This is a genomic window from Rubrivivax rivuli, assembly GCF_004016505.1.
GTDB classification, from domain to species: domain Bacteria; phylum Pseudomonadota; class Gammaproteobacteria; order Burkholderiales; family Burkholderiaceae_C; genus Rubrivivax; species Rubrivivax rivuli.
The window spans coordinates 1-21,251 of the sequence record NZ_SACR01000002.1 but is presented as its reverse complement, the minus strand read 5'-3'; the positions used below and the strand labels follow the sequence as shown (position 1 = coordinate 21,251).

22 protein-coding genes and 1 pseudogene are annotated in these 21,251 nt (G+C 59.8%); 3 read left to right on the top strand and 20 right to left on the bottom strand.

The genetic code is table 11. The features are described 5' to 3' along the window. Positions 1–374 precede the first annotated feature (374 nt). Positions 375–1,334 (top strand): IS30 family transposase, encoded by a 960-nt coding sequence (locus tag EOE66_RS04710; RefSeq protein WP_128227541.1) that lies wholly within the window; start codon positions 375–377, stop codon positions 1,332–1,334. Positions 1,335–1,486: 152 nt separating this feature from the next. Here the strand turns inward: EOE66_RS04710 and EOE66_RS04705 are convergent, their stop codons facing one another. The 11 genes from EOE66_RS04705 to EOE66_RS04655 all read right to left on the bottom strand — a co-directional run bounded on the left by EOE66_RS04705 (position 1,487) and on the right by EOE66_RS04655 (position 11,162). Continuing rightward, the gene (locus EOE66_RS04705) at positions 1,487–1,981 is read right to left on the bottom strand and encodes a hypothetical protein (RefSeq protein WP_128227540.1); all 495 of its coding nucleotides are present in this window, start codon (positions 1,979–1,981) and stop codon (positions 1,487–1,489) included. A gap of 184 nt (positions 1,982–2,165) precedes the next feature. Beyond that, entirely contained in the window at positions 2,166–2,570 is a 405-nt protein-coding gene (locus EOE66_RS04700) for a hypothetical protein (RefSeq protein ID WP_128227539.1), read from the bottom strand. Between the two features lie 171 nt (positions 2,571–2,741). Then, complete coding sequence (locus EOE66_RS22440; protein ID WP_375137464.1) at positions 2,742–3,239, bottom strand: lipocalin-like domain-containing protein; 498 nt, start codon at positions 3,237–3,239, stop codon at positions 2,742–2,744. Between the two features lie 222 nt (positions 3,240–3,461). Further along, complete coding sequence (locus tag EOE66_RS04690) at positions 3,462–3,959, bottom strand: hypothetical protein (RefSeq protein ID WP_128227537.1); 498 nt, start codon at positions 3,957–3,959, stop codon at positions 3,462–3,464. Between the two features lie 263 nt (positions 3,960–4,222). After that, positions 4,223–4,570, bottom strand: coding sequence for a hypothetical protein (locus EOE66_RS04685; RefSeq protein ID WP_128227536.1), 348 nt, complete (start codon positions 4,568–4,570; stop codon positions 4,223–4,225). Positions 4,571–5,326: 756 nt separating this feature from the next. Then, a complete protein-coding gene (locus EOE66_RS04680) occupies positions 5,327–5,770 on the bottom strand; it encodes a ribonuclease E inhibitor RraB (RefSeq protein ID WP_128227535.1) in 444 nt (147 codons plus the stop codon). Positions 5,771–5,931: 161 nt separating this feature from the next. Then, entirely contained in the window at positions 5,932–6,546 is a 615-nt protein-coding gene (locus tag EOE66_RS04675) for a hypothetical protein (protein ID WP_128227534.1), read from the bottom strand. 913 nt (positions 6,547–7,459) lie between these two features. Then, entirely contained in the window at positions 7,460–7,927 is a 468-nt protein-coding gene (locus tag EOE66_RS04670) for a hypothetical protein (protein ID WP_164885000.1), read from the bottom strand. 660 nt (positions 7,928–8,587) lie between these two features. Beyond that, positions 8,588–9,040, bottom strand: coding sequence for a hypothetical protein (locus EOE66_RS04665; protein WP_128227532.1), 453 nt, complete (start codon positions 9,038–9,040; stop codon positions 8,588–8,590). Positions 9,041–10,131: 1,091 nt separating this feature from the next. Beyond that, positions 10,132–10,479, bottom strand: a complete 348-nt coding sequence (locus EOE66_RS04660) for a DUF3024 domain-containing protein (RefSeq protein WP_128227531.1) — start codon at positions 10,477–10,479, stop codon at positions 10,132–10,134. Between the two features lie 170 nt (positions 10,480–10,649). Then, positions 10,650–11,162: a hypothetical protein gene (locus tag EOE66_RS04655; protein WP_128227530.1), complete on the bottom strand. Its 513-nt coding sequence runs from the start codon at positions 11,160–11,162 to the stop codon at positions 10,650–10,652. A 158-nt stretch (positions 11,163–11,320) separates the two neighbouring features. On the opposite strand from EOE66_RS04655, the gene EOE66_RS04650 reads away from it, so the two are divergent. Next, positions 11,321–11,752 (top strand): helix-turn-helix domain-containing protein, encoded by a 432-nt coding sequence (locus EOE66_RS04650; RefSeq protein ID WP_441347002.1) that lies wholly within the window; start codon positions 11,321–11,323, stop codon positions 11,750–11,752. Continuing rightward, positions 11,719–11,901, top strand: a pseudogene (locus EOE66_RS22505) (transposase); the annotation flags it as partial. The gene EOE66_RS04650 and the pseudogene EOE66_RS22505, both read left to right, overlap by 34 nt. A gap of 139 nt (positions 11,902–12,040) precedes the next feature. Here the strand turns inward: EOE66_RS22505 and EOE66_RS04645 are convergent. From EOE66_RS04645 to EOE66_RS04605, 9 genes are all read right to left on the bottom strand, one after another. Next, positions 12,041–12,463: a DUF3052 family protein gene (locus EOE66_RS04645; RefSeq protein WP_128227529.1), complete on the bottom strand. Its 423-nt coding sequence runs from the start codon at positions 12,461–12,463 to the stop codon at positions 12,041–12,043. Between the two features lie 649 nt (positions 12,464–13,112). Beyond that, entirely contained in the window at positions 13,113–13,526 is a 414-nt protein-coding gene (locus EOE66_RS22520; protein ID WP_128227528.1) for a DUF6841 family protein, read from the bottom strand. Positions 13,527–14,659: 1,133 nt separating this feature from the next. Then, complete coding sequence (locus EOE66_RS04635; protein WP_128227527.1) at positions 14,660–15,094, bottom strand: hypothetical protein; 435 nt, start codon at positions 15,092–15,094, stop codon at positions 14,660–14,662. Positions 15,095–15,271: 177 nt separating this feature from the next. Next, on the bottom strand, positions 15,272–16,714 hold the full coding sequence (locus EOE66_RS04630; RefSeq protein ID WP_128227526.1) for a P-loop ATPase, Sll1717 family: 1,443 nt from the start codon (positions 16,712–16,714) through the stop codon (positions 15,272–15,274). Between the two features lie 181 nt (positions 16,715–16,895). Further along, positions 16,896–17,333 (bottom strand): membrane protein insertion efficiency factor YidD, encoded by a 438-nt coding sequence (gene yidD, locus EOE66_RS22435; RefSeq protein ID WP_164884999.1) that lies wholly within the window; start codon positions 17,331–17,333, stop codon positions 16,896–16,898. Between the two features lie 621 nt (positions 17,334–17,954). After that, positions 17,955–18,302, bottom strand: coding sequence for a low molecular weight protein tyrosine phosphatase family protein (locus EOE66_RS04620; RefSeq protein WP_128227525.1), 348 nt, complete (start codon positions 18,300–18,302; stop codon positions 17,955–17,957). A 602-nt stretch (positions 18,303–18,904) separates the two neighbouring features. Then, positions 18,905–19,450, bottom strand: a complete 546-nt coding sequence (locus EOE66_RS04615; RefSeq protein WP_128227524.1) for a hypothetical protein — start codon at positions 19,448–19,450, stop codon at positions 18,905–18,907. A gap of 2 nt (positions 19,451–19,452) precedes the next feature. Continuing rightward, positions 19,453–19,932, bottom strand: a complete 480-nt coding sequence (locus EOE66_RS04610) for a hypothetical protein (protein ID WP_128227523.1) — start codon at positions 19,930–19,932, stop codon at positions 19,453–19,455. A 799-nt stretch (positions 19,933–20,731) separates the two neighbouring features. Further along, positions 20,732–21,121 carry a cupin domain-containing protein gene (locus EOE66_RS04605; RefSeq protein ID WP_128227522.1) on the bottom strand — a complete coding sequence of 130 codons (390 nt, stop codon included), beginning with the start codon at positions 21,119–21,121 and terminating at the stop codon, positions 20,732–20,734. Positions 21,122–21,251 lie beyond the last annotated feature (130 nt).

Genomic DNA, 21,251 nt, shown 5'->3' with positions numbered 1-21,251 from the left:
CTGTGAGTGCTTGGTGCGGGTCAGCCATGAAAAAAGACCGTGCGCAGCTGCGAACAGTGCAAAGCCAAGGCCGCCGCCCTAGAGCCGGAAGAATGCGCGAGCCGCTATGTGCCCCAGCGATGACCAGTACGTGCAATTGAGCATTTCTGTTGACCTGAGGCTGAGGAGTTCGGTGCCCATAACGAACACCAGTAAGGGGCCAAGGAACAGTAAAGCCAGCCCTGAGACGAAGGTGAGATCTTGCGCCTTTTGGGCAGTCCTGTGACTTGATCGACCGTCTCGAGTGGGGGTATGACGACTCCGAGGACAGCGCCGCTGGCGAGTGCAGAGACTTTGGTGGCACAAAGGATTTGCTTCATGCGGCCTAACGTTCGATCTATCACCAACTCACCACGAGGGAACGGTACCTGATCGTGGAGCACAAGTCGACGGGTATGAGCCTTCGGGAGATTGCGAAGGCGCTGTGCAGGAGTGCGTCGACGATCAGTCGTGAGCTCAAGCGCAACGCGGACAAGAGCGACGGCCGGTACCGGGTAGAGAAGGCCGACAGCTACGCCAGGGCCAGGCGCCGGCGAAGCCGGCGAGGCAGCCGGTTCAAGCCAGAGGAGAGGGTGCAGGTGCACCGGCTGCTGGGAAGAAGGTGGAGCCCGGAGCAGATCAGCGGGCGGCTGCGCAAGGAAGCGGGGCTGAGGATCGGGACGAGCACGATCTACCGGTGGCTGGCCAGGGACAAGGCCTTGGGCGGGACGAGCTGGCTGAGGACGAGGCAGCTGGCGCACCGGTACCGCAAGGGCTACCGGGTGAAGGATTTACGAGGGAGGATGAGCGGCAAGAGGCCGCTGAGTGAGAGGCCCGAGGCTGCAACCGACAGAAGCGAGGTGGGGCACCTCGAAGGCGACACGGTGATGGGCCGTGACGGGCGGCACTGCGTACTGACGCTGGTGGACAGGAAGACCCGGAAGGTACGGATCCTGAAGCTGCAGGCCAGGCAGGCGGCGCAGGTGAACAAGGCGCTGATCAGAGAGGCCGGGGCGGGAAGGCTAGAGATGAAGAGCCTGACGCTGGACAACGGGACGGAGTTCCACGGGTTCAGGGAGTTGGAGGCGAAGCTGGGGATACGGGTGTACTTCGCGCAGCCGTACCACTCATGGGAGAGGGGCACGAACGAGAACACGAACGGGCTGATCAGGCAGTACCTGCCCAAGGGCAGCTGCTTCAAGGAGCTGACTCAGAGGAGATGCAACGAGATCGAGCGAGAGCTCAACAACCGGCCGAGAAAGATTCTCGGGTTCAGTACGCCGAACGAGGCGCACGCAGCTGAGTGTTGCACTTAGTATGGGAATTCGTGCTGCCTAACGTTCGAGCTAACCCCGACCGCGGAGGCAGGTGGCGTAAGCCCGGTGACCGATGATGCTACGAACGTCGGGCGCCGGGCTTACGACGCCTGCCGTAGCGGGTCGGGGGCTGAGCGAGGGGTTAGGCCGCACTAGAGAGGTCGCTGTTCGCGCAGCTTGTACAGCACGATCTGCAAGTCCTTGAGTTCCGCGAGGATCGCCTCTAGGTCTTCAAGCCTGTACCGGACCTCGCGCTGGTCTTCGGACGTAGGCAAGCCGATGACGTTGACGACATGTTCACTTGCGGCTTCAACCCCCCAACGACCGTGGACAAGTTCGTTTCGGACGACTCTGACCGTGTTGGCGCGATTTAGCCAGAGCTTGTAGTTCCTGTACGAAGGCTTGCTCTTCTTGATGTTCCGGTCCACCGCTGCGTCTATGAACTCCAACTTCTTGTGGAAGGACATTGCTTGCACCCTGGGCGTGAGTTCCTTCAGCAGACGCCCTTCGTCGACCCAGACGGCGCAGAGACCGGCAGCCATATCGAGCCGAGAGTACTCAAATAGCATTCTTCCGAGCAGAGAGGCCGCGGTGCTTTCGAGATGCTCGCGTCTGCGGAGCAGGTCGAAGCCGGTCAGTTCGCTCATATCAAGAAGCTTTGCATTTCGGGGCGGAGGATTTGCACGGTCTTGGCCTGTGCGGCCTAACGTTCGAGCTAACCCCGACCGCGGAGGCGGGACGGCTTGCCCGCGTGGTGCAGCATTAACCAGCGCGCCGCGCGGGCAAGACGGCCTGCCGTAGTGGGTCGGTGGTTGAGCGAGGGGTTAGGCCTCACTGTGTTGCAGGCAGAGGCGTGCCAAGTACATGACTAGAAGCGACAAAGGAGATCTTGTAGCGAGGCTCGCCAGGCGCCTGAAACTCAATGGTGCTCGGTACGTCGCGCTTGGTGATCAGTCGAGGTGTTGCGATTACCTTCAGTCCGTCGGTTCCTGCTGCGTACACCTTCATCGCGATGTGAACCATCCCTTCCTTGTCGGTCGGGGTCACTTCAATCCTGAGGTCCTGGTCTCGTTGCATCGACGCTGTCGAATCTGACTTCGTCAGGAGTCGGGGCTTCGCGATGACTTGGTCGTTCTTCTCAACCGTCATGCTGAGCAAGATGCCGGGCTCCTGGGCGGAAGCGAGTGCGGAGGTCAGGCCCATGAGTAGACCGATAACAAACGACTTGGCTTGCATTGTGGACTCCCGATAGTGAGGACTGAATTGTGAGGCCTAACGTTCGAGCTAACCCCGACCGCGGAGGCAGGTGTTGTAAGCCCGGTTCGTGATGATGCTACCGCTGGCACGGACCGGGCTTACAACGCCTGCCGTAGCGGGTCGGGGGCTGAGCGAGGGGTTAGGCGTCGTTTATGGCCGTAACTCTGAGGGAAGGCGTTGCCACGTTAGGCGATTGAACGCTTCCTTGCCGCCGCTCCTGTACGGAGGAGTAGTGAGAAGGAGTCGGTCCCCCTCAATGCTGAAAGTGCGCTCGTAAGTTCTTCCGACTTCGTGGGGAAGGAGACTTGCTGTGAGAACATGGCTGACTTTGCTTTTGCTTGCGTCGATGGAGTATCTGCCCCAATAAGCATAGTAGGCAGAGTACGCGGCCGACTTCTCCTCGAGAGTAGCGCCAATAAGAGAGTGTCCCGAAGCAGGGACAGGTGGCATGGGGTCGCGAACGACCTGTACAGACATCCATCCGCTGGGCTCGTAGATGATGAATCCAGTAGGCGTCTTGCCATATGGATGAGTTACTGTCCCATCCTTAAAGACCGTTTCCCAGCTGACTAGGCGCCAAGCCCCTTGAACTGACTGCCCCTGCGGCGGTATGGAAGCACAGCCCACCGCAAGGAAGAGAATCAACATCAGGCTCCCAGTGCCGAGGAGCAGTCGTCGGAGTTCGGCCTTCATTCGTGACTACCTTCAAATGCCAAAAAAAGATGGAGTGGCTTGGGGCGGAGCGACGCCTAACGTTCGAGCTAACCCCGACCGCGGAGGCGGGGCGGCTTGCCCGCGCGGTGCAGCATAAACCAGTGCGCCGCGTGGGCAAGACGGCCTGCCGTAGCGGGTCGGGGGCTGAGCGAGGGGTTAGGCCTCGGATTCTGCATTCGGTGGGAACTTCGCGTCAGCAGCGGACGGCAGAGGAAGGGCTCTGAGTGCTGCCCTAGTTTTGAATGCGCGAATCATTCCGTGTGTCGACATGCCCGACAGCCAGATTCCGACTAGCGTCAAGAACGGGGCCCAGAACAAGTAGTCCGGATCTGAGTCGACGAGTGAGTAGCCGAAGTACACAGCCATGCCCACGGAGAGTATTACTCCTTGAAGTCTGTCCACGGGATCGCTGCACGACAGTTCGCCTGTGGTTAGATTCCTCCATCCAAGGACAGACTGCCAATCTCCCGCACTCTTCAAGGCTACAGCCAAGCTGTCGCCAACCTCAATACGTGGCCACCCTGCGACGGTTACATAGGGCTTCTTTAGCTTGCCAGCTTCAAAACCAAACACCGTCTGCTTCCGCGTGTACCTTGACTGCTCGGTTCTTCTCAAACTGATGACCCTACTAATGGTTACGTACTCGATGTGCATCAAAGTCGGGTGGGCGGTTTGTTTGGGAAGGCGTATTCCGAGGCCTAACGTTCGAGCTAACCCCGACCGCGGAGGCAGGTGGCGTGAGCCCGGTGACCGATGATGCTACGAACGGCGGGCGCCGGGCTTACGACGCCTGCCGTAGTGGGTCGGGGGCTGAGCGAGGGGTTAGGCCGCATGCTTGAGTGTGGAGGCGCGACAGCAAGCCTTTGCTTGACGAAGTGAGTCTGTGCTGCAGCGCGTTTTGGTGGGCATTTGAGAACCTAGGTGCATCGCTGTGCGGCGATGGCACTTGAGGCTGAGAGGAAGGCAAAGCCAAGTGCGCCGCCCAAAAGCCAGAAGATGCTACGCACGCCGACTTGCTTGAGTGATGCCCAGTAGGTGCGCTTGTGCATCTCCCGAGAGCCGATGGCAAGGTGCTCTGCGCCAACCACAAAGACGAGTACCGGCACGAAAAACAAGACTGCTAGAACGAGAACGTAGACCAGGCCTTGAGTTTGTTCGGATAGTCCGATGAACTGTCCTGCGGCCTGGAAGGCTGGCATGCCAATGCTGAGTACTACTCCGCTGAGGAGTGCAGTAAGTTTGGTAGCGCGGAAAGGTTCTTTCATGCGGCCTAACGTTCGAGCTAACCCCGACCGATACGGCAGGACGGCTTGCCCGTGCGGTGCAGCATAAACCAGCGCGCCGCGCGGGCAAGACGGCCTGCCGTAGCGGGTCGGGGGCTGAGCGAGGGGTTAGGCATCACCGGATTTGGCGGTTGGACTGGTTGGGTTGTAAGTGCCCTTTGCCTTGCAGGTGTGACAGCGGTAGGCGGCAGCGCGACGAGCGAAGAGGTGACTCCGGATACGAGAGCGCCGAAGCAAATGCGGCTGGCCAGCAGACGCGTGTTTTCTTGCTGGGCAGGCACAGGGCTGGCGCCGGAGCTGGAGGCCGCTTGCGTATGATTTTGCAGACGCGAGCTGTCTCGGCGCGTAGTGCTTTCTGCCGCCGCAGAAGCGCATGCCGAAGCAAAAGTGCTCGGACGGTGGCGGCTCAACTGACTGATTGACCTGCACAGGAGTCTTGGCCGGCGACCCGCGAAGCGCACAGGCATTGACCTTTTGAGGGGCGAGAATCCAGTAAGTCGGGCTTCAGTGCGCGGCCTCAGCCGCGCTTTGTGGCTGTTCAGCTCACGCCGAAGGCGCTGACCTGGCAACGAAACCAAACGCCTCGTTTCTGCCGCCTAACGTTCGAGCTAACCCCGACCGCGGAGGCAGGACGGCTTGCCCGTGCGGTGCAGCATAAACCAGCGCACCGCGCGGGCAAGACGGCCTGCCGTAGCGGGTCGGGGGCTGAGCGAGGGGTTAGGCCTCACTGCATTCTGCTCACGGCGAAAGATCCTGAGCTTGCCAGCCAAGGTAGTAGCCGTTCTCTTGCGCTGCTAGTGCGGATAGTCGCGTGCGGATGCGACCCAAGGTGTTTCCGTAGAGTACAACGACCTTGCAGGCGACCAGGAAGCGACCTTCCTCGAGCGAGGCAGGTTCATCGCGTTTGTAGTAGATCTCAATCTCTCCGGGCTCGCATTGCACGGAGTAGCCTTCAGTGGTAAGCCTCGATGAGAGGTAATCTGCCGAGGCTTCAGTTCGCACGAACAGCACGAACTGCACTCTGCGCGCACGCTCTAGATTTATGCCACGTCCCGACAGAGCGGTTAGCTTCGCATGATCCTCGGTGTTCTCGCCGCGTCCGCGGATTGACAAGTAGATGATCGGCAGCAGCGCCAGGCCGATGAGTGCTCCACCGATGGCTCCCTCGATCAGGGGATTCATGTGTTGATGTGAGGCCTAACGTTCGAGCTAACCCCGACCGCGGAGGCAGGACGCGCCCGCCGCGAAGTGGAGCATAAACAAGCCCGCTTCGCGGCGGGCGTGGCCTGCCGTAGCGGGTCGGGGGCTGAGCGAGGGGTTAGGCCTCGCTGTAGCGGTGGCGTCTACTTTTGGAATCCGGAGATGATTCGATAAGTTATTTCTGTATTCGTTGCCTTGATTACTTCTATCCGAGCTCCTTTGTATCCAATGACGTTGGATTCGGATAGGTCATATTCAACGGTATTGTTGAAGGCCGGCCGCGCCATGTTATTCTGAAGCTCTCGATAAGCAAGAGTTATCCGATTCCCAATCTTCCCGTTGTATAGCAGTGTCTGTTGCAGGCTGTCCGCCTTCGCTGTGTCTGGAATAGGACCGCGACCCATGCTGAAGTCATGCTTCACGCAGTCCTTTCCATCGATGCAGATTTGGTTGTTCGTCTTGTCGACGTAGAAGTAGTAGTCCCCTTTGTAGAACCACGTGCCAGTGGAGTTCTCCGTGTTGTAATGGTATTTCCCCCGCGGGAGCTTTACTTTTCCGACGGTGACATCCTCCGCGAACTCAATTTCCGTCCCGATTTCGCTGTAGCCCTGTTCTATTAGAATGTCGCCGATCGACCGAATTGCAACTTTTCCAACGGCAGGGATGACCCAATCTTCGTAGACTTTGGGTGGCCTTGTTCCGCATCCTGCTAGTGTGATAAACAAAGCAGCGGTAGATAGGGTTAGTATTGACTTCAATCGAGTTTCCTTGTGTTCGGTTGACGTTTGTTTCTGACGAACTCTATGGGCCAGCGCTGGTATTTGATAACAGGTGCCATGGGGCGTCTATAGGGCCTTGGTGCGGCTCGACCCCGCAAAAACGACATTTCAGTGAAGGAGTGTGTGTCTGAGAGGCCTAACGTTCGAGTTAACCCTGACCGCGGAGGCAGGCGCTGTAAGGCCGGGCTGCGACGATGGTACACACTGGCGCAGCCCGGCCTTACAGCGCCTGCCGTAGCGGGTCAGGGTTGAACGAGGGGTTAGGCCGCAGCCCGCAGCCTGCCCGTACGCCAGTTGGCGAGCCAGTAGAGACCATGCAATTGCCCTGAGGCGAGTGGCGCACCGCCCTTTGTGTGGAGGGTAGTGACGTAAGAGATGGGGAAGGGTTCGGAGCAAACCTTTCGCAACGGGCGAAGAAACGACTTCAGGACCGCGGACGTGGGCTCCATGGCGCCGTTGTAGAAGAACACAGGCCCATCCTCAAGGAAGACGACCGGCTGGTGACCGGAAAGAGTGTCTCCGGCATTGAGTGTGATCAGTCCAGAACGAAGGCGCCCATTGGGAAACATGAAGGCTGCCTGCACGATAGTCGGTCCTGTCTCGGCAAGCAGGTCTTGGAGCTTCAGAGGCCCGACAGTGCACTCGTCTTGACCCGCTCTTCCTTCCTCATCGCTGACGTACACCCAACACGGGTGCGCCTCAAGATCAGCGACAGAGAGTTCGTGTACTTGCTTGCGGATGCGACGGGGCATGTTTTCTGCGGCCTAACGTTCGAGCTAACCCCGACCGCGGAGGCAGGACGCGCCCGCCGCGGAGTGGAGCATAAACAAGCCCGCTTCGCGGCGGGCGTGGCCTGCCGTAGCGGGTCGGGGGCTGAGCGAGGGGTTAGGCATCAGCGTTGGGCGCGGGCCATACCCTGCTGGTGAGCAGCAATGCCACTCAGCAGCGTAGTTACCAGCTGATTCATCAGTTCGCTAGCTTCCTGATTAGTGACCTTCGCGATCTCGTCTGCCGTGCGATTACAAATTTCCAATGTCAATCGCGATGTTTCTGTTGCCATCAATGCTGCCATCATTTCTCGGCCGACCACGAGTACCTCTGGAACCGTCAGATCGAGATCCTGTTTACGCTTCGACCGCAGGCCTTCAAGCGCAGCTTGAAGTTTTGTGCGCGACTGAGCCGCGCTCTCCACAAAACGCTGAGACTGTTGCGGATGTGCCTTTGCGCAGTCACTCATCTCTCGCTCCGGCAATGAAATGGCCATGTGCAGCGCTTCAGCCGCAACGGAGCGCGGCTCTTTGGTCTGCGCCTGGAGCGTAGAAGAAAGCGACAGAACGAGAAGAAGGAATAACGCGCGCATAGGATTGAACTCTGATGCCTAACGTTTGAGCTAACCGCGACCCGCGCGGCAAGGCGCTTGGGCGGCGTGGTGCAGCATAAACCAGCGCACCACGACGCCCAAGCGGCTTGCCGTGTGGGGTCGCGGCTGAGCGAAGGGTTAGGCCGCACTTTGTTTGCACCGTGCTGGCTGTGCTGATGGCCGCCTTGATGGAAAGACAAGGCAGGCGAGCGCGGCGCGGGTGAAGGCGTACTTCGAGTGCGGACGCGTTGCGCGCGCAGCGCATCTTGACTGACTGATCTTCTGAAAGCGAGGACGCTGCGAACTGGGACTGTCTGCCCCTGTTGGCCTGCACGAGGTTCTTGACCGAGGCGGAGGTGCATGCCCCGGCGTTGACCGGGCGCCTTGCGCCCGCGCCGCGCTGTGCGCGGCTAACGCGAGTCGCGGGCTGGAAGAGAGGCGCTTCGAGCGGTGGACCAAGCCTGGTGGACGCGCTACAGCTAAAGCGTTCCGCTCACTGACTGGCTTGGCTGTGCGGCCTAACGTTCGAGCTAACCCCGACCGCGGAGGCAGGACGGCTTGCCCGTGCGGTGCAGCATAAACCAGCGCGCCGCACGGGCAAGCTGGCCTGCCGTAGCGGGTCGGGGGCTGAGCGAGGGGTTAGGCCTCATGCTGCATTGCTTAGGTGGAGCAACCTTGGACGTACTCTAGCGACGGCCCGACTCGAGTGGCTAGCTGGGCACAGAGTTCCTTCTCGGCCGGCACACAAGAGTTGAGGCGCTTCAGGAGGCGGCAAGCTGTGTTTTTTGCGTTCACCTCGGTCTCTTCCGGTTTGTAGAAGACCCCTAGAAGCAGCCAGTTCAGATAAGCAGGATTCTGGGCAACCAATCGTTTGAGTGTGCCGAGTTTCGGCGCGGTCCTATCCAGAAGCTGGGTGTGCTGTGAGCTCAGGGCCTCACCGAGCGCCGCGTCCGAGCAGCCGCCCTTGTAGCGGACAAAGTACGCATACGAGTCGTTCCACGTCGCGAACTGCCGCTTTGAGAGCTGTTTGTCAGCTTCACTGCAGCCTTCGGCATGGGCGGCGCATGAGACGGCAGCGGCAAGCGCAATGAGTGTTGCGAGGTATGTATTCATGAGGCCTAACGTTTGAGCTAACCGCGACCCGCGCGGTAAGGCGCTTGGGCGGCGTGGTGCAGCATAAACCAGCGTGCCACGACGCCCAAGCGGCTTGCCGTGTGGGGTCGCGGCTGAGCGAAGGGTTAGGCAGCACGCCAAGGTGGATGCCCAGGGTTTGGGGCTAGTGACTTCCGTTCCCTGGCGCCTTAGCGCCGGCTGAGAAAGGGGCCAGAGGTGGATGAGCTCCGCGGCACTTCCAGAGCGGTCCGACCTTAGACGGGCCGTGATGACGGGCGGAGGAGAGAAGCCCCGGTGCGCGGTGGTGTAGGCCGAAGAAGCCGCGAAGAACCACCCGGAGCACGCGTCTTGGCGGCGGACGCCGCAAGCGAGGTGGGGGTGCGCGAACAACTTTGCTCGTGCTGCCTAACGTTCGAGCTAACCCCGACCGCGGAGGCAGGACGGCCTGCCCGCGCGGTGCAGCATAAACCAGGGCGCCGCGCGGGCAAGCCGGCCTGCCGTAGCGGGTCGGGGGCTGAGCGAGGGGTTAGGCGTCACTCGGCCCCCCGTGGAGTTGATGTGCCAACGGCGACTTTGCCGAACCCTAGGGCAGCAACCGCAACCAGCCCTAGTGATATTGCGGGAACGAACCACCAGCCGTTCAGCTGTTCCGACTGGACGATTGGATTCACTGCTCGTCCGATGGCGACCACCACAACGAAGTTGACAGCAAACGCGATCCAGCTACCGAGGTGAAAGCGTTCGTCCCCACGATTTTTGCGTTGGTACCGCACAGCGAGTCCGCTGCTTGCTCCGATAGCCAAGCCTGCGAGTGCGAGCAGCAGACCATCAAGCATATGGACGGACTGAAGCTGAAGTGGTAGGGATCTGTCTTGAGCTCAAGAGAACTTCGATGGATCAACTGGGTGCAGTGACTGGCGGCAAGCGAGGGGCTGTGGGTTGTGACGCCTAACGTTCGAGCTAACCCCGACCGCGAAGGCAGGTGGCGTAAGCCCGGTGACCGATGATGCTACGAACGGCGGGCGCCGGGCTTACGGCGCCTGCCGTAGCGGGTCGGGGGCTGAGCGAGGGGTTAGGCGGCACTTTGGGTGCTACCCGAAGAAGCAACACAGTTCATCTGCGTTCACTACTTTGAGAGCTGACTGCAGCGTGCTGTGTAGATGGACAGGGTCGTAGGCGTACCACTTCAAGTCTCCGCGCATCCAGTAAAGGCGCCAGTGTTCCTCGGTACGAACAAACTTGATCCTAGCTACAGGTTCGTGCCGAAGCTTCGATTTGTCCTTCCGGTCGGGGCACACATGGAACAGATCAATGGTGTGACCGCTGATCTCGTAGGAAAGATCAAGTTGCGGTCGGATGTGTTCTGGAGGACGCCGCTGCTCCATGAACCAGTCAAGAGCGTTCTGGTTGATTGAGGTCTCGAAGTCGTTGAATGCCATCTTCAGTCCGGTCCAGTGGAGTCGCAAGGATGGCTTCTGGTGCCGCCTAACGTTCGAGTTCACCCGGGCCGCGAAGGCAGGTGTTGTAAGCCCGGTGCGTGACGATGCTACCGCTGGCACGGACCGGGCTTACAACGCCTGCCGTAGCGGGTCCGGGGTGCAACGAGGGGTTAGGCCTCATTCGGGTCGTCAGCATAGATGATGGAAGTTAGATCTTGGCGGCACTGCTCAAGTTGAATGCTCAAGTCGTTGACCTTTTCAAGATCCTGTTCGAACGACTCGGGCAAAAGCTCCTCTTCAACTTGTTCCAAGATGCCCTTTGCACCACGGAGTCGTGAGTTCTTTCTAATCAGGCCAAGCTTCTTCTCGTGTGTGATCCAATAGTGATACGACGAATGCACTAATTCATTCCGACGCTGGCTGATTCTTTCCAGATTTGTGGCGAGTGTATGAAAATCTGAGCGAAAGGTGGTGTGTTCCCTGCCCCTTAGGCTGAAGAAGTACCCATGTAGAACATCTGCCGTCTTCAGCCTCTTTGAGAACTCAAGCTCGTTAATCAGAATGCGCGTGACCTCTTCGTTCCCTCCAGCCAAGAGAACGATGATCTCATTGACCTGAGCTTCAAGTTGCTGGAACTGAACGATGAACGATCCGACGCGTTGGAGTGCTACTTCGGGATTCATATGAGGGGCGGATTTTCAGATCAAGTGCAACACCTTCAAGAAGAAGGCGGTGAGTTGGAGACTTGCTGCTTCTCTTCGGGCAGGAAGGGTCTGCAGTGGGATATCACCAACTCACCACGAGGGAACGGTACCTGATCGTGGAGCACAAGTCGACGGGTATGAGCCTTCGGGAGATTGCGAAGGCGCTGTGCAGGAGTGCGTCGACGATCAGTCGTGAGCTCAAGCGCAACGCGGACAAGAGCGACGGCCGGTACCGGGTGGAGAAGGCCGACAGCTACGCCAGGGCCAGGCGCCGGCGAAGCCGGCGAGGCAGCCGGTTCAAGCCAGAGGAGAGGGTGCAGGTGCACCGGCTGCTGGGAAGAAGGTGGAGCCCGGAGCAGATCAGCGGGCGGCTGCGCAAGGAAGCGGGGCTGAGGATCGGGACGAGCACGATCTACCGGTGGCTGGCCAGGGACAAGGCCTTGGGCGGGACGAGCTGGCTGAGGACGAGGCAGCTGGCGCACCGGTACCGCAAGGGCTACCGGGTGAAGGATCTACGAGGGAGGATGAGCGGCAAGAGAGGGGCACGAACGAGAACACGAACGGGCTGATCAGGCAGTACCTGCCCAAGGGCAGCTGCTTCAAGGAGCTGACTCAGAGGAGATGCAACGAGATCGAGCGAGAGCTCAACAACCGGCCGAGAAAGATTCTCGGGTTCAGTACGCCGAACGAGGCGCACGCAGCTGAGTGTTGCACTTAGTATGGGAATTCGTGCCGCCTAACGTTCGAGGTAACGCCGACCGCGGAGGCGGCTGGGCTTGCCCGTGCGGCCGATGATGATCAAAGGCGGCCGCGCGGGCAAGCACGGCCGCCGTAGTGGGTCGGCGTTGAGCGAGGGGTTAGGCCGCACCCGCAGGGCGCAGCTCTTTGCGGACGACCAGTTTGAGGCCAGACCAAACCTCTGAGACAGCGCAGACCTTGACATCGACGAACCCCAAAGGAAGCGCAAGCTCGCGAATCGTGTCTTCAGTGATGTCAGTGCTGACCTTGGAAGACTTCTTTGGCCATGACACCCAAACGGAAGCACTGGGCGCAAGGAGTGCGCGTAGCTTCTTGAGGTGCTTCTCCAAGGCCGCACGCTCGGTGCAAAAGACATGAACCATGTCCGAGTTCTTGGTCGGTGCCTGGCTGAACGACACACCAAGAACCTCCTCACCGAGGATGTCGAGGTAGGAACTTGGCGAGTCGATGACTGCGACTCGCATGTGCGCCTTGATGCCCAGCTTCTTGGGCAGAGGGGTTCCAGAGTAGCCGACGACCATGGTGTGTCCCTGTGCGGCCTAACGTTCGAGCTAACCCCGACCGCGGAGGCGGGACGGCTTGCCCGCGTGGTGCAGCATAAACCAGCGCGCCGCGCGGGCAAGACGGCCTGCCGTAGTGGGTCGGGGGCTGAGCGAGGGGTTAGGCCGCACTCTTGCCGGAGCGAGATAACGCCCGATACCCTAGCCAGCCCAAGCTGAGCCATACGGTTGCAACCAAGGACTTACCCCACCACTCCTGCAGCATTGCTTGAAGGCCCCAGCCTGCAGCCCGTGTGGGCCCCTCGAGTGCTGGCACGAACCCAAGAAGCAGCAGAACAGGTGGGCCGAAGCACACAAGGGCGCCGACTAAGCGGGCGAGCCAGCGCAACGTGACCGTCGCAGTTGTTGGACGAAGAGCAGCTGCTGTGGGCTTTGAAGTACGAGTTCGCCTGTTCGCCATGAGTTGCGGTGCAGAGAGCGTGCGAGACGGTGCTTGAAAGGCCGTCGAATACGTTTGCCTAGCGAGCCGAGAACCGGTCCCCTATGCGGCCTAACGTTCGAGCTAACACCGACCGCGGAGGCGGGACGGCTTGCCCGTGCGGCGCAGCATAAACCGAGGCGCTGCACGGGCAAGCTGGCCTGCCGTAGCGGGTCGGTGCTGAGCGAGGGGTTAGGCAGCACTGTGTTTCGTGGGGCTGAAGAGAGCGGCTTCCGTGTACGCCGTGCACAGCAGAACTCGCCAACCGTCACCCGTTCGGAGTAGGTTGTAGCTCGTGTTGAACTGCCAAGGCGCTTGCTCGCCAGTCCATTCGATGCGCCACAAGAGGTCGGCGACTGCGTGGTTGGGTCCTTGGTCCAAGAACTGCCCAGGCTCAAAGGTGGCTCGCACAAAGCCGCGCTTTTGGTACAGCTGACACAGGGCGGTCATGTTCTGTTCGACTGACGCCCTGCTACTCCAGTGCGTATAGACGCCGTCCTGCGCGATGCCAGACGGCTCTGCATACAGCTCAGCCACTGCTCTCCCGTCCAGGGCATTGAAGGCGTCACGATAGCTCTCGAAGATGGCTGTGACTTCGTGCGGCATGAAGACTTTCCGAAGCGCTGGTGAAGCAGGCGCGGGATGTTTTGGTGCTGCCTAACGTTTGAGCTAACCGCGACCCGCGCGGCAAGGCGCTTGGGCGGCGTGGTGCAGCATAAACCAGCGCAGCACGACGCCCAAGCGCCTTGCCGTGTGGGGTCGCGGCTGAGCGAAGGGTTAGGCGGCACGCTGAGGTAGATGCCAAAGGTTTGGGGCAAGTGACCTCCGTTCCCCGGCGCCTTAGCGCCGGCTGGGATAGGGGCAAGAAGTTGATGAGCGCCGCGGCATTGCCAGAGCGGGCCGGCCTTAGACGGCCCGCGATGACGGGCAGCAGAGAGGAGCCCAGGCACGGGGTGGTGCAGGCCGAAGAAGCTGCGAAGAACCATCCGGAGCGCGTGACTTTGCGGCGGACGCCGCAAGCGAGGTGGTGGCGAGCCGACGGCGTTGCTCGTGCTGCCTAACGTTCGAGCTAACCCCGACCGCGGAGGCAGGACGGCTTGCCCGTGCGGTGCAGCATAAACCAGCGCACCGCGCGGGCAAGACGGCCTGCCGTAGTGGGTCGGGGGCTGAGCGAGGGGTTAGGCGGCACTCTCCTCACCTGGCGTGATGAGCGATTGACTCAGGCAGCAGAACTGGCTGCAGGTGAGGGCGCTGGCGAGTCCCCCGGTGCGTAGGGCTCTCCTCGCTTGCACTTGCGGTTGCGCTCCTTCCAGTAGAGCGCGTTCCCAACCTGGACGACTGAGCCCGAGATGACGATGCTGGTTGCGGAGAAGGCAAGACCAGTAGCAAGGCTCAGAAGGCACGAGTCGTTTTCGCACGACTGAGCTACTCGGACGTTGGTGACGTCCAGTTCCATGCGCTTGGCCATGATTTGGCACTCTTCGTCGTAGTACTTGACCACTTTCGGGTACGCACAGCCCTGCAGCACGAGGACGCAGGCGACAAGAGGCAGAAGCGGTAGGCGTAAGTGCATTGAGAAGCTAGCTGAGCTGAAGAAACTGGGTTTTGGTGCCGCCTAACGTTCGAGCTAACCCCGACCGCGGAGGCAGGTGGCGTAAGCCCGGTGACCGATGATGCTACGAACGGCGGGCGCCGGGCTTACGACGCCTGCCGTAGTGGGTCGGGGGCTGAGCGAGGGGTTAGGCCGCAATTGCCGGAGTTGGCTGGGCCGTTTTGAACCAAGTGCTGTATGGGCTCAAGAAGGGGATTAACAGAGAAGCACCCCAAGTAAGCCATGATGCGGCATGAAGAGAGTACGCGACCCCAGACTGCACCAGACCACCATATTGCATGACGACAAGCAGCGGTAAGACCGTGGCGAAGAGGGCGAGCTTAGGTCCCCAAGTCTTAAAGCTCCAAAGCCCGTACATGGCAGCCGTCATAAGAACAGTTGAAGTCAGCGACAAAAGCATAAAGGCGACGGCACTCGTCCCGGTCCATTGCTGGTTGAGGGAGTTTTTGGCCCGAAGGAGCTCATCGGTCAGGAGGCTCGGGAACAGGAAGTCAACTAGCGCGCTGGTCCAGCAAAGGGCGAATGTGACAAGGACGAGATTTCGGAATTGCGACTGCGTCATGGTGTTCCTTTCGTCGAAGACAAGGTTACTGACTTGCGGCCTAACGTTCGAGCTAAGTGGGCGACGACGGCAGGACGCCAGGCCCGGGCTGGCGAAAATGCACCGCGCACCGCCAGACCGGGCCTGGTGGCCTGCCGTTGGCGCTCCGCTTGAGCGAGGGGTTAGGCGTCACTGCGCTTAGTGGAGATTGAGTGCCTTCCAGAGGCCTTTGTGTAGGACTACTGTTCGGGAGGGGTTAAACGTGGCATTAGGATTCCGGAACTTGAATTCGAACCAGTCCTGCCTGGTGGCGCGATCGCGCCACGTTAGTCCAATTGCGCTAGCGGAGAAGAGTGCATGCATCAAAACGTCGATTTTTGCTTTGGGTAAGCCAAGCGGTATTGCGACTGCCTCAAGTCGTTGCATGTTAAATCGACGTTCGTGAATTTCCCCGACGCTGTTCAGGAATATCTCAAGCTCTCTTGCTGTCACATAGCCCACAAGTTCATCCTTGATCTCTGGCAGAAAGTACTTTTCGGAGTAGAGCTTCACTCCATTCAAGACTTCAGTCTTGGTTGGTGCATCAGCGACTGATGCCTTTTGAATTTGAGTCAGTAGGGCAATGAAGTCTCTTGGAGTGTGCCGAGTCAAATCAGTGAGGTACTTCTTGGTTGGCACCCCGTGGTCCATAGACTTGGGAAGATACTCAGTGATGACATCAATCTCCTTGCCGACAGAAAGCTTGGCCCTGAGATTGATTAGAGTTAGGAGTTTCGACTGCTCGACGTCGCCAGAAGGTGGGTACCAGTCAATCTCAAGGGATGAGTCCTGTCGAATCTTATTCTTGTTGGCGCCGGGAAGCACTTCGTAAATGTCTGTCCGACAAAGTACGATAATCCATACAGGGATCTTACTGACTCGAAAATGCGCATTTAGCCTTGCAGTCTCGAAGATCAAGGCTGATAGAGTCTCGTATTGAATTGCCGCCTTTGTTAGTACATCGTCCAAGCCATCGATGACTAAGTATTGTGTTCCGTGGAAGTGGTAGTTTCCTATGAGCTTCTTGAGACTCGCTACTAGGTTCAGAAATGCCAAATCGGGCGGCATTCCTCCTGCTGAGGATTCTCCGAAAAATTCTAGAATGGCGGGAATCTGAGCCTTGAATCCAGCCTTGGATGAGCGCACTACCAGTTGCTGAATGTCGGCGGTCGGAAGCAGGCCGAACGTTTTCAGCTGTGCTATTGCACCGTTCGTATCGAAGTTCAGCGACTTGGTTGAGCCGGGATGTGTGCTCAATGCGTCAATGATCTGTAGGCAGAGCAGCCACGACCACGACGCCGGGTACCTAGATGCTGTCTCAACTGTTGATGGCATCAACTGAGCGAAAGTCTTGTACGGAAAGTCTGCCAAGTGAATGAGGCTGACGGCGGATGCCTTCTTCGTGTCAGTAGCGACCTGCTTTATTTTCTCGCCCAGAATCGACTTACCCGCGCCCTTTCGCGCAAGCAGCAGCCACTTCCTGTGGCTCAGAAATGGTTCTAAGAGTCCGTCATCAACGTAGCCATCCGCGACAAGGTGGGGCACTTCGGCGGCTTCGGCTTCACCTGAAGTCCGGCCGAAGTCGATTGTCTTGAAGGTCACCTGAGGCTCCCGATGTAGTTTGTGTTGGTGAGGATAGTCGACACGGGTGTTCTGTGACGCCTAACGTTCGAGCTAACCCCGACCGCGGAGGCGGGACGCGCCCGCCGCGAAGTGGAGCATAAACAAGCCCACTTCGCGGCGGGCGTGGCCTGCCGTAGCGGGTCGGGGGCTGAGCGAGGGGTTAGGCCTCACGTTGCTTCTCTCGGGTTCGCTGCTCGCGGACTCGTTGACGGTGGTCTTGACGTTGCTGGCGGGTTGGACGGTCATTTGTCTTCTTCTTCCAGTCGCAGTCCACACAGTCCAGACAGTCGCAGAGCCCGTCAAGGCAACGAGCGTCCTTGCCGTCGCAGGGTATGTCGCATGGAGGATCGCATGAGCCAAGCTGTGCTCTTCTCTTGGACGATATGGCCTTCCGTTCGGCGTGGCAGTCGGAACAGAGGGCCAGCCTTACGTTGAGAACATCTGTGCCGCCGAGCAGGCCGTACCTACGGATAGCTCTGTAGCCCAACTCGGAACAGCCGCTGCGGCCTGTATGAACGCGGTAGGCGCAGGAGAAGCCTTTGATCGGAGAGATCCACCGCTGGTAGAGGCGGATGGCAAGTAATGCGATGCGTGTCAAGGGTTGTATTCGTGAGGCCTAACGTTTGAGCTAACACCGACCGCGGAGGCGGGACGGCTTGCCCGTGCGGCGCAGCATAAACCAAGGCGCTGCACGGGCAAGCTGGCCTGCCGTAGCGGGTCGGTGCTGAGCGAAGGGTTGGGCAGCACGCTGAGGTAGATGCAAATGCTTTGGGGCGAGTGACCTCCGTTCCCCGGCGCCTTAGCGCCGGCTGGGACCGTGGCTGGAGGTTGCTGCGCGCCGCAGCATGCCCAGAGCAGCCCGGCCTTAGACGGGCTGCGATGACGGGCAGCCGAGAGGAGCCCAGGCGCGCGTTGGTGCAGGCCGAAGAGGCCGCGAAAAGCGACCCGGAGCGCGTGTATTGGCGGCGGACGCCGCAAGCGAGGTAGGGGCGCACAAACAGCTTTGCTCGTGCTGCCTAACGTTCGAGTTAACCCCGACCGTGGAGGCAAGGCTTGTAAGGCCGGGCTGCGACGATGGTACCTGTGGCGCGGACCGGCCTTGCAAGCCTTGCCGTAGCGGGTCGGGGGTTGAACGAGGGGTTAGGCCGCACCGTGCCGCAGCCGGCCTGGACCGAGAGAGAAGGTGATGCCGAAAGCATGTTCTACGAGCCACTCTCGGCTATGGCGGCGGTGTGCCACCGAGGCGTACAAGGTATGGCCCGACCTCGCGTTCCAGGACTCTGATGAGCGCGGGATCCATGAACTCGTACTCGTCGGGGATGTCCAGAACCACTAGGCGCTTGTTTCGGACTTGATGTCCGAACCTCTTGGTGACCCTGTTCCGGTGGGCGCGCTCCATGACAAAGATGATCTCGGCCCACTCGATTGCTTCAGCATCAAGGGGTGAGCCTGCCTTCTCATCTGTACCTGCGGAGGCCGCTTCGACGCCTTGCCACTTGCCGAAGATGTCTTCGGCTGTTGGACTGCGGAGTCGATTCTGAGAGCAGACGAAGAGTGCGCGGACCATTCGCTTGTGCGGCCTAACGTTCGAGCTAACGCCGACCGCGGAGGTGGGACGGCTTGCCCGTGCGGTGCAGCATAAACCAAGGCGCCGCACGGGCAAGCTGGCCCGCCGTAGCGGGTCGGCGCTGAGCGAGGGGTTAGGCCTCACACGAGTTGCACGAGTAGTGGCGAGCCGACTCGAGGCCGCTCGTGGCGCAGGTGCGGTGCGCGGGCTCTGGAGCCGCGTGAGCGTTGTGGCTTCAATCCGCTCGCACGGACGTGGCCGAAGAGCAGGGGAGTTCGCTTATTGCGGCCTCCTGGCCGCTGCTTGGTGTGCTGCAGTGCTGCCCGAGCGCTGCAGCTGCTCGCGTGCAGGAACGCGAAGCTTTGCGGGCGTTTGGGCGGATGTTTTGAGCGGCCGCCCGAGCGCTGAAGTGCCGCCGAGGCGCGGTGATGGCGCCGTATTTGCGTTTCGGCTTGTGAGGCCTAACGTTCGAGCTAAGCGGGCACCGGCGGAATGACGCCAGGCCCGCGAGGCGGAAGATTAACCAATGGAGCCTCGCGGGCCTGGTGGCCTGCCGTTGGTGCTCCGCTTGAGCGAGGGGTTAGGCGTCGCCGTTTCGGCGCTCAACTCGCGTGCGCGAGATGCATTGCATTCGAATGTGATTGCAGTGCATTCAAGGCGTGGGCCGGATTCGGAACCGCCTCTTTCAACTCGGCTGAAGGTTCCTTGTGGAACATACGAATCGCGCCCGAAAGGAAAAGAATGCAAGCGATTTGCGCTCTACTGTTTCGTCGGATCAAGCTGTGGGTAGTCATGAAAAAGTCCGTCAAGACTTCTCTGACGTCCTCTCGATCAACCTTCCTGCTGTACCGCTCCACCTTCCTCTCCTCTTCTGGAGAAGTGTGGTAGTCACTGAACACTTCAATTAGTCGCATCAGCGACAGCTTTTCGGTGGAACTGATATGGAAGTTGAGTGCTTTGACGGTTTCCTTGTATTCCCAAGAGTCCTCCGCCAGACCCTTGTAGACGACAAGCAATGCCAGCCTGTCGCGCAGCGCGAAGAAACGAAACTTGAACTTAGTAATGATGAGCTTGTTGTACTCATCAATCTGTAGAAACAGCACGTAGCAAAGAAAGCCGCCAACGAAGAGGCTCATGATCATTTCCATGGTCACTTCTTTCTCTTGGACGGGGTTACAGAGTCCGGCATAACGTACGACTCGCGTTGAGTGCCGTTGCTGGTGTGGAGTTCCTTGATTGGCGTGAAGTCACTCGACTTATCACCCAAGAGCAGCTTGGACCGAAGGTCGGACAGCCGCGTGATTTCCGACTGATAGATCTCGCGCTGACGGCGGATCAGCCACAGCCATCCAACATTCGTGACTATCAGAGCGCCCATCGCGAATCCGAACGACGAGCGAAGAAGCTGGAAGAACTCGCGGATGAGGCCAGCGAGTTCAGTATCCGGGACCCTCCAGGCGATGAGTCCCATGAGGACGAGCAGGAGCAAGCCGAAAGCAGGGAAGACCTTGCCGGAGTTGAGCAGCGAAAAGACACCACTGGAGAAGTCACGCGCGAAGCCCCAAAAACCATACGAAGCGCCCGGGGACTTGGCAGTCTTGGGCTTCGTCTCCTCTTCCCTTTTCGGCATCTGATGTGCTTTCTTGAGGCGCCCGCTGCGCGAGTACTGGCGTGACGGGTCACAGAACTGGGCGAGGATAGCAGACCACTAGCTTGACAGCAACGGGTCTGTGGGGTAGGGATTCAGGACGGCGATGAGGGGGGCTGCGACGCCTAACGTTCGAGCTAACCCCGACCGCGGAGGCAGGACGGCTTGCCCGCGTGGTGCAGCATAAACCAGCGCGCCGCGCGGGCAAGACGGCCTGCCGTAGCGGGTCGGGGGCTGAGCGAGGGGTTAGGCCGCAATGGTGCCGCTCTACGGGTAGGACACGGTCTGTCTGCGCCAAAGCTAACGCCTGAGGCACACGCACGGATCGGCGGGGTCAACACCGTAGATCTCGTCGTCGTCACCCGTGACGCGTGCGGACAAGGCTGCGGCGATCTCAACGAGGATCGCAACTGCTTGCGGGTCAGGGTTCTTTGTATGGAGCCCGCCGACGTCCCACCACCAGATCGGCCACCTCTTCGGATGCTGACTCATGATCCAGTTGGTTGGTCCTGGATTCTCGGGGTCGGGTTCAACTAAGGGTGAACTACTAGCGAACGCAATCCATTCATCGAGCGATATTGCTGGTCCTTCAGTATCTGACCAGAACTCTTTTCGCGAGATGTGGAGGTCGTAGCCCATAGAGCGTGTCTTTGCGGCCTAACGTTCGAGCTAACCCCGACCGCGGAGGCAGGCGGCGTAAGCCCGGTGACCGATGATGCTGCGAACGTCGGGCGCCGGGCTTATGACGCCTGCCGTAGCGGGTCGGGGGCTGAGCGAGGGGTTAGGCCCCACTCGTTGCCCTGTGTTGAGTGCCTTCGCCACGAGTGATGAAGAACATGCGGCTTGGTGCGAAGACCTTTGCTGTGTGCCAGACACCGCGCGGAACAAGCCTCGCGCCGCGACCGGTGATTCTTTCGGTTTGCAGACCTTCCGGCAGCTCAAGGATGAGCTCGACGTCTCCGCTGAGCAAGTACACAAACTCGTCTCCATGCGGATGCATTTCCCAGTTGCTCCAGTCTTCAGAGCAAACGAACTCGCTCACCAACCAGCCTTGATCGAAGCGCGCCATCTCGGCAGGTGGAAGTTGCCAGAAGGCAGCACCACCGGGCGTCTCTGTGCCTTGCCCGTTCTCTGCAAGATGCACATAGGTGTGCTCAGGATCTAGAGGCATAGTGAGTTCCGTGACTTTCGGCTGTGGGGCCTAACGTTCGAGCTAACCCCGACCGCGGAGGCAGGCGGCGTAAGCCCGGTGACCGATGATGCTACGAACGGCGGGCGCCGGGCTTACGACGCCTGCCGTA

Excerpts from the sequence above, each read along its gene's own strand:
- EOE66_RS04660 (WP_128227531.1), bottom strand. The coding sequence starts at position 10,479 with ATGGCATTCAACGACTTCGAGACCTCAATCAACCAGAACGCTCTTGAC.
- EOE66_RS04610 (WP_128227523.1), bottom strand. The coding sequence starts at position 19,932 with ATGCCGAAAAGGGAAGAGGAGACGAAGCCCAAGACTGCCAAGTCCCCG.
- EOE66_RS04700 (WP_128227539.1), bottom strand. The coding sequence starts at position 2,570 with ATGCAAGCCAAGTCGTTTGTTATCGGTCTACTCATGGGCCTGACCTCC.
- EOE66_RS04670 (WP_164885000.1), bottom strand. The coding sequence starts at position 7,927 with ATGCGCGCGTTATTCCTTCTTCTCGTTCTGTCGCTTTCTTCTACGCTC.
- EOE66_RS04685 (WP_128227536.1), bottom strand. The coding sequence starts at position 4,570 with ATGAAAGAACCTTTCCGCGCTACCAAACTTACTGCACTCCTCAGCGGA.
- EOE66_RS04665 (WP_128227532.1), bottom strand. The coding sequence starts at position 9,040 with ATGAATACATACCTCGCAACACTCATTGCGCTTGCCGCTGCCGTCTCA.
- EOE66_RS04605 (WP_128227522.1), bottom strand. The coding sequence starts at position 21,121 with ATGCCTCTAGATCCTGAGCACACCTATGTGCATCTTGCAGAGAACGGG.
- EOE66_RS04620 (WP_128227525.1), bottom strand. The coding sequence starts at position 18,302 with ATGGTCCGCGCACTCTTCGTCTGCTCTCAGAATCGACTCCGCAGTCCA.
- EOE66_RS04690 (WP_128227537.1), bottom strand. The coding sequence starts at position 3,959 with ATGCACATCGAGTACGTAACCATTAGTAGGGTCATCAGTTTGAGAAGA.
- EOE66_RS04635 (WP_128227527.1), bottom strand. The coding sequence starts at position 15,094 with ATGACGCAGTCGCAATTCCGAAATCTCGTCCTTGTCACATTCGCCCTT.
- EOE66_RS22440 (WP_375137464.1), bottom strand. The coding sequence starts at position 3,239 with ATGTTGATTCTCTTCCTTGCGGTGGGCTGTGCTTCCATACCGCCGCAG.
- EOE66_RS04655 (WP_128227530.1), bottom strand. The coding sequence starts at position 11,162 with ATGAATCCCGAAGTAGCACTCCAACGCGTCGGATCGTTCATCGTTCAG.
- EOE66_RS04705 (WP_128227540.1), bottom strand. The coding sequence starts at position 1,981 with ATGAGCGAACTGACCGGCTTCGACCTGCTCCGCAGACGCGAGCATCTC.
- EOE66_RS04680 (WP_128227535.1), bottom strand. The coding sequence starts at position 5,770 with ATGAATCCCCTGATCGAGGGAGCCATCGGTGGAGCACTCATCGGCCTG.
- EOE66_RS04615 (WP_128227524.1), bottom strand. The coding sequence starts at position 19,450 with ATGGAAATGATCATGAGCCTCTTCGTTGGCGGCTTTCTTTGCTACGTG.
- EOE66_RS04645 (WP_128227529.1), bottom strand. The coding sequence starts at position 12,463 with ATGGTCGTCGGCTACTCTGGAACCCCTCTGCCCAAGAAGCTGGGCATC.
- EOE66_RS04650 (WP_441347002.1), top strand. The coding sequence starts at position 11,321 with ATGAGCCTTCGGGAGATTGCGAAGGCGCTGTGCAGGAGTGCGTCGACG.
- EOE66_RS22520 (WP_128227528.1), bottom strand. The coding sequence starts at position 13,526 with ATGCCGCACGAAGTCACAGCCATCTTCGAGAGCTATCGTGACGCCTTC.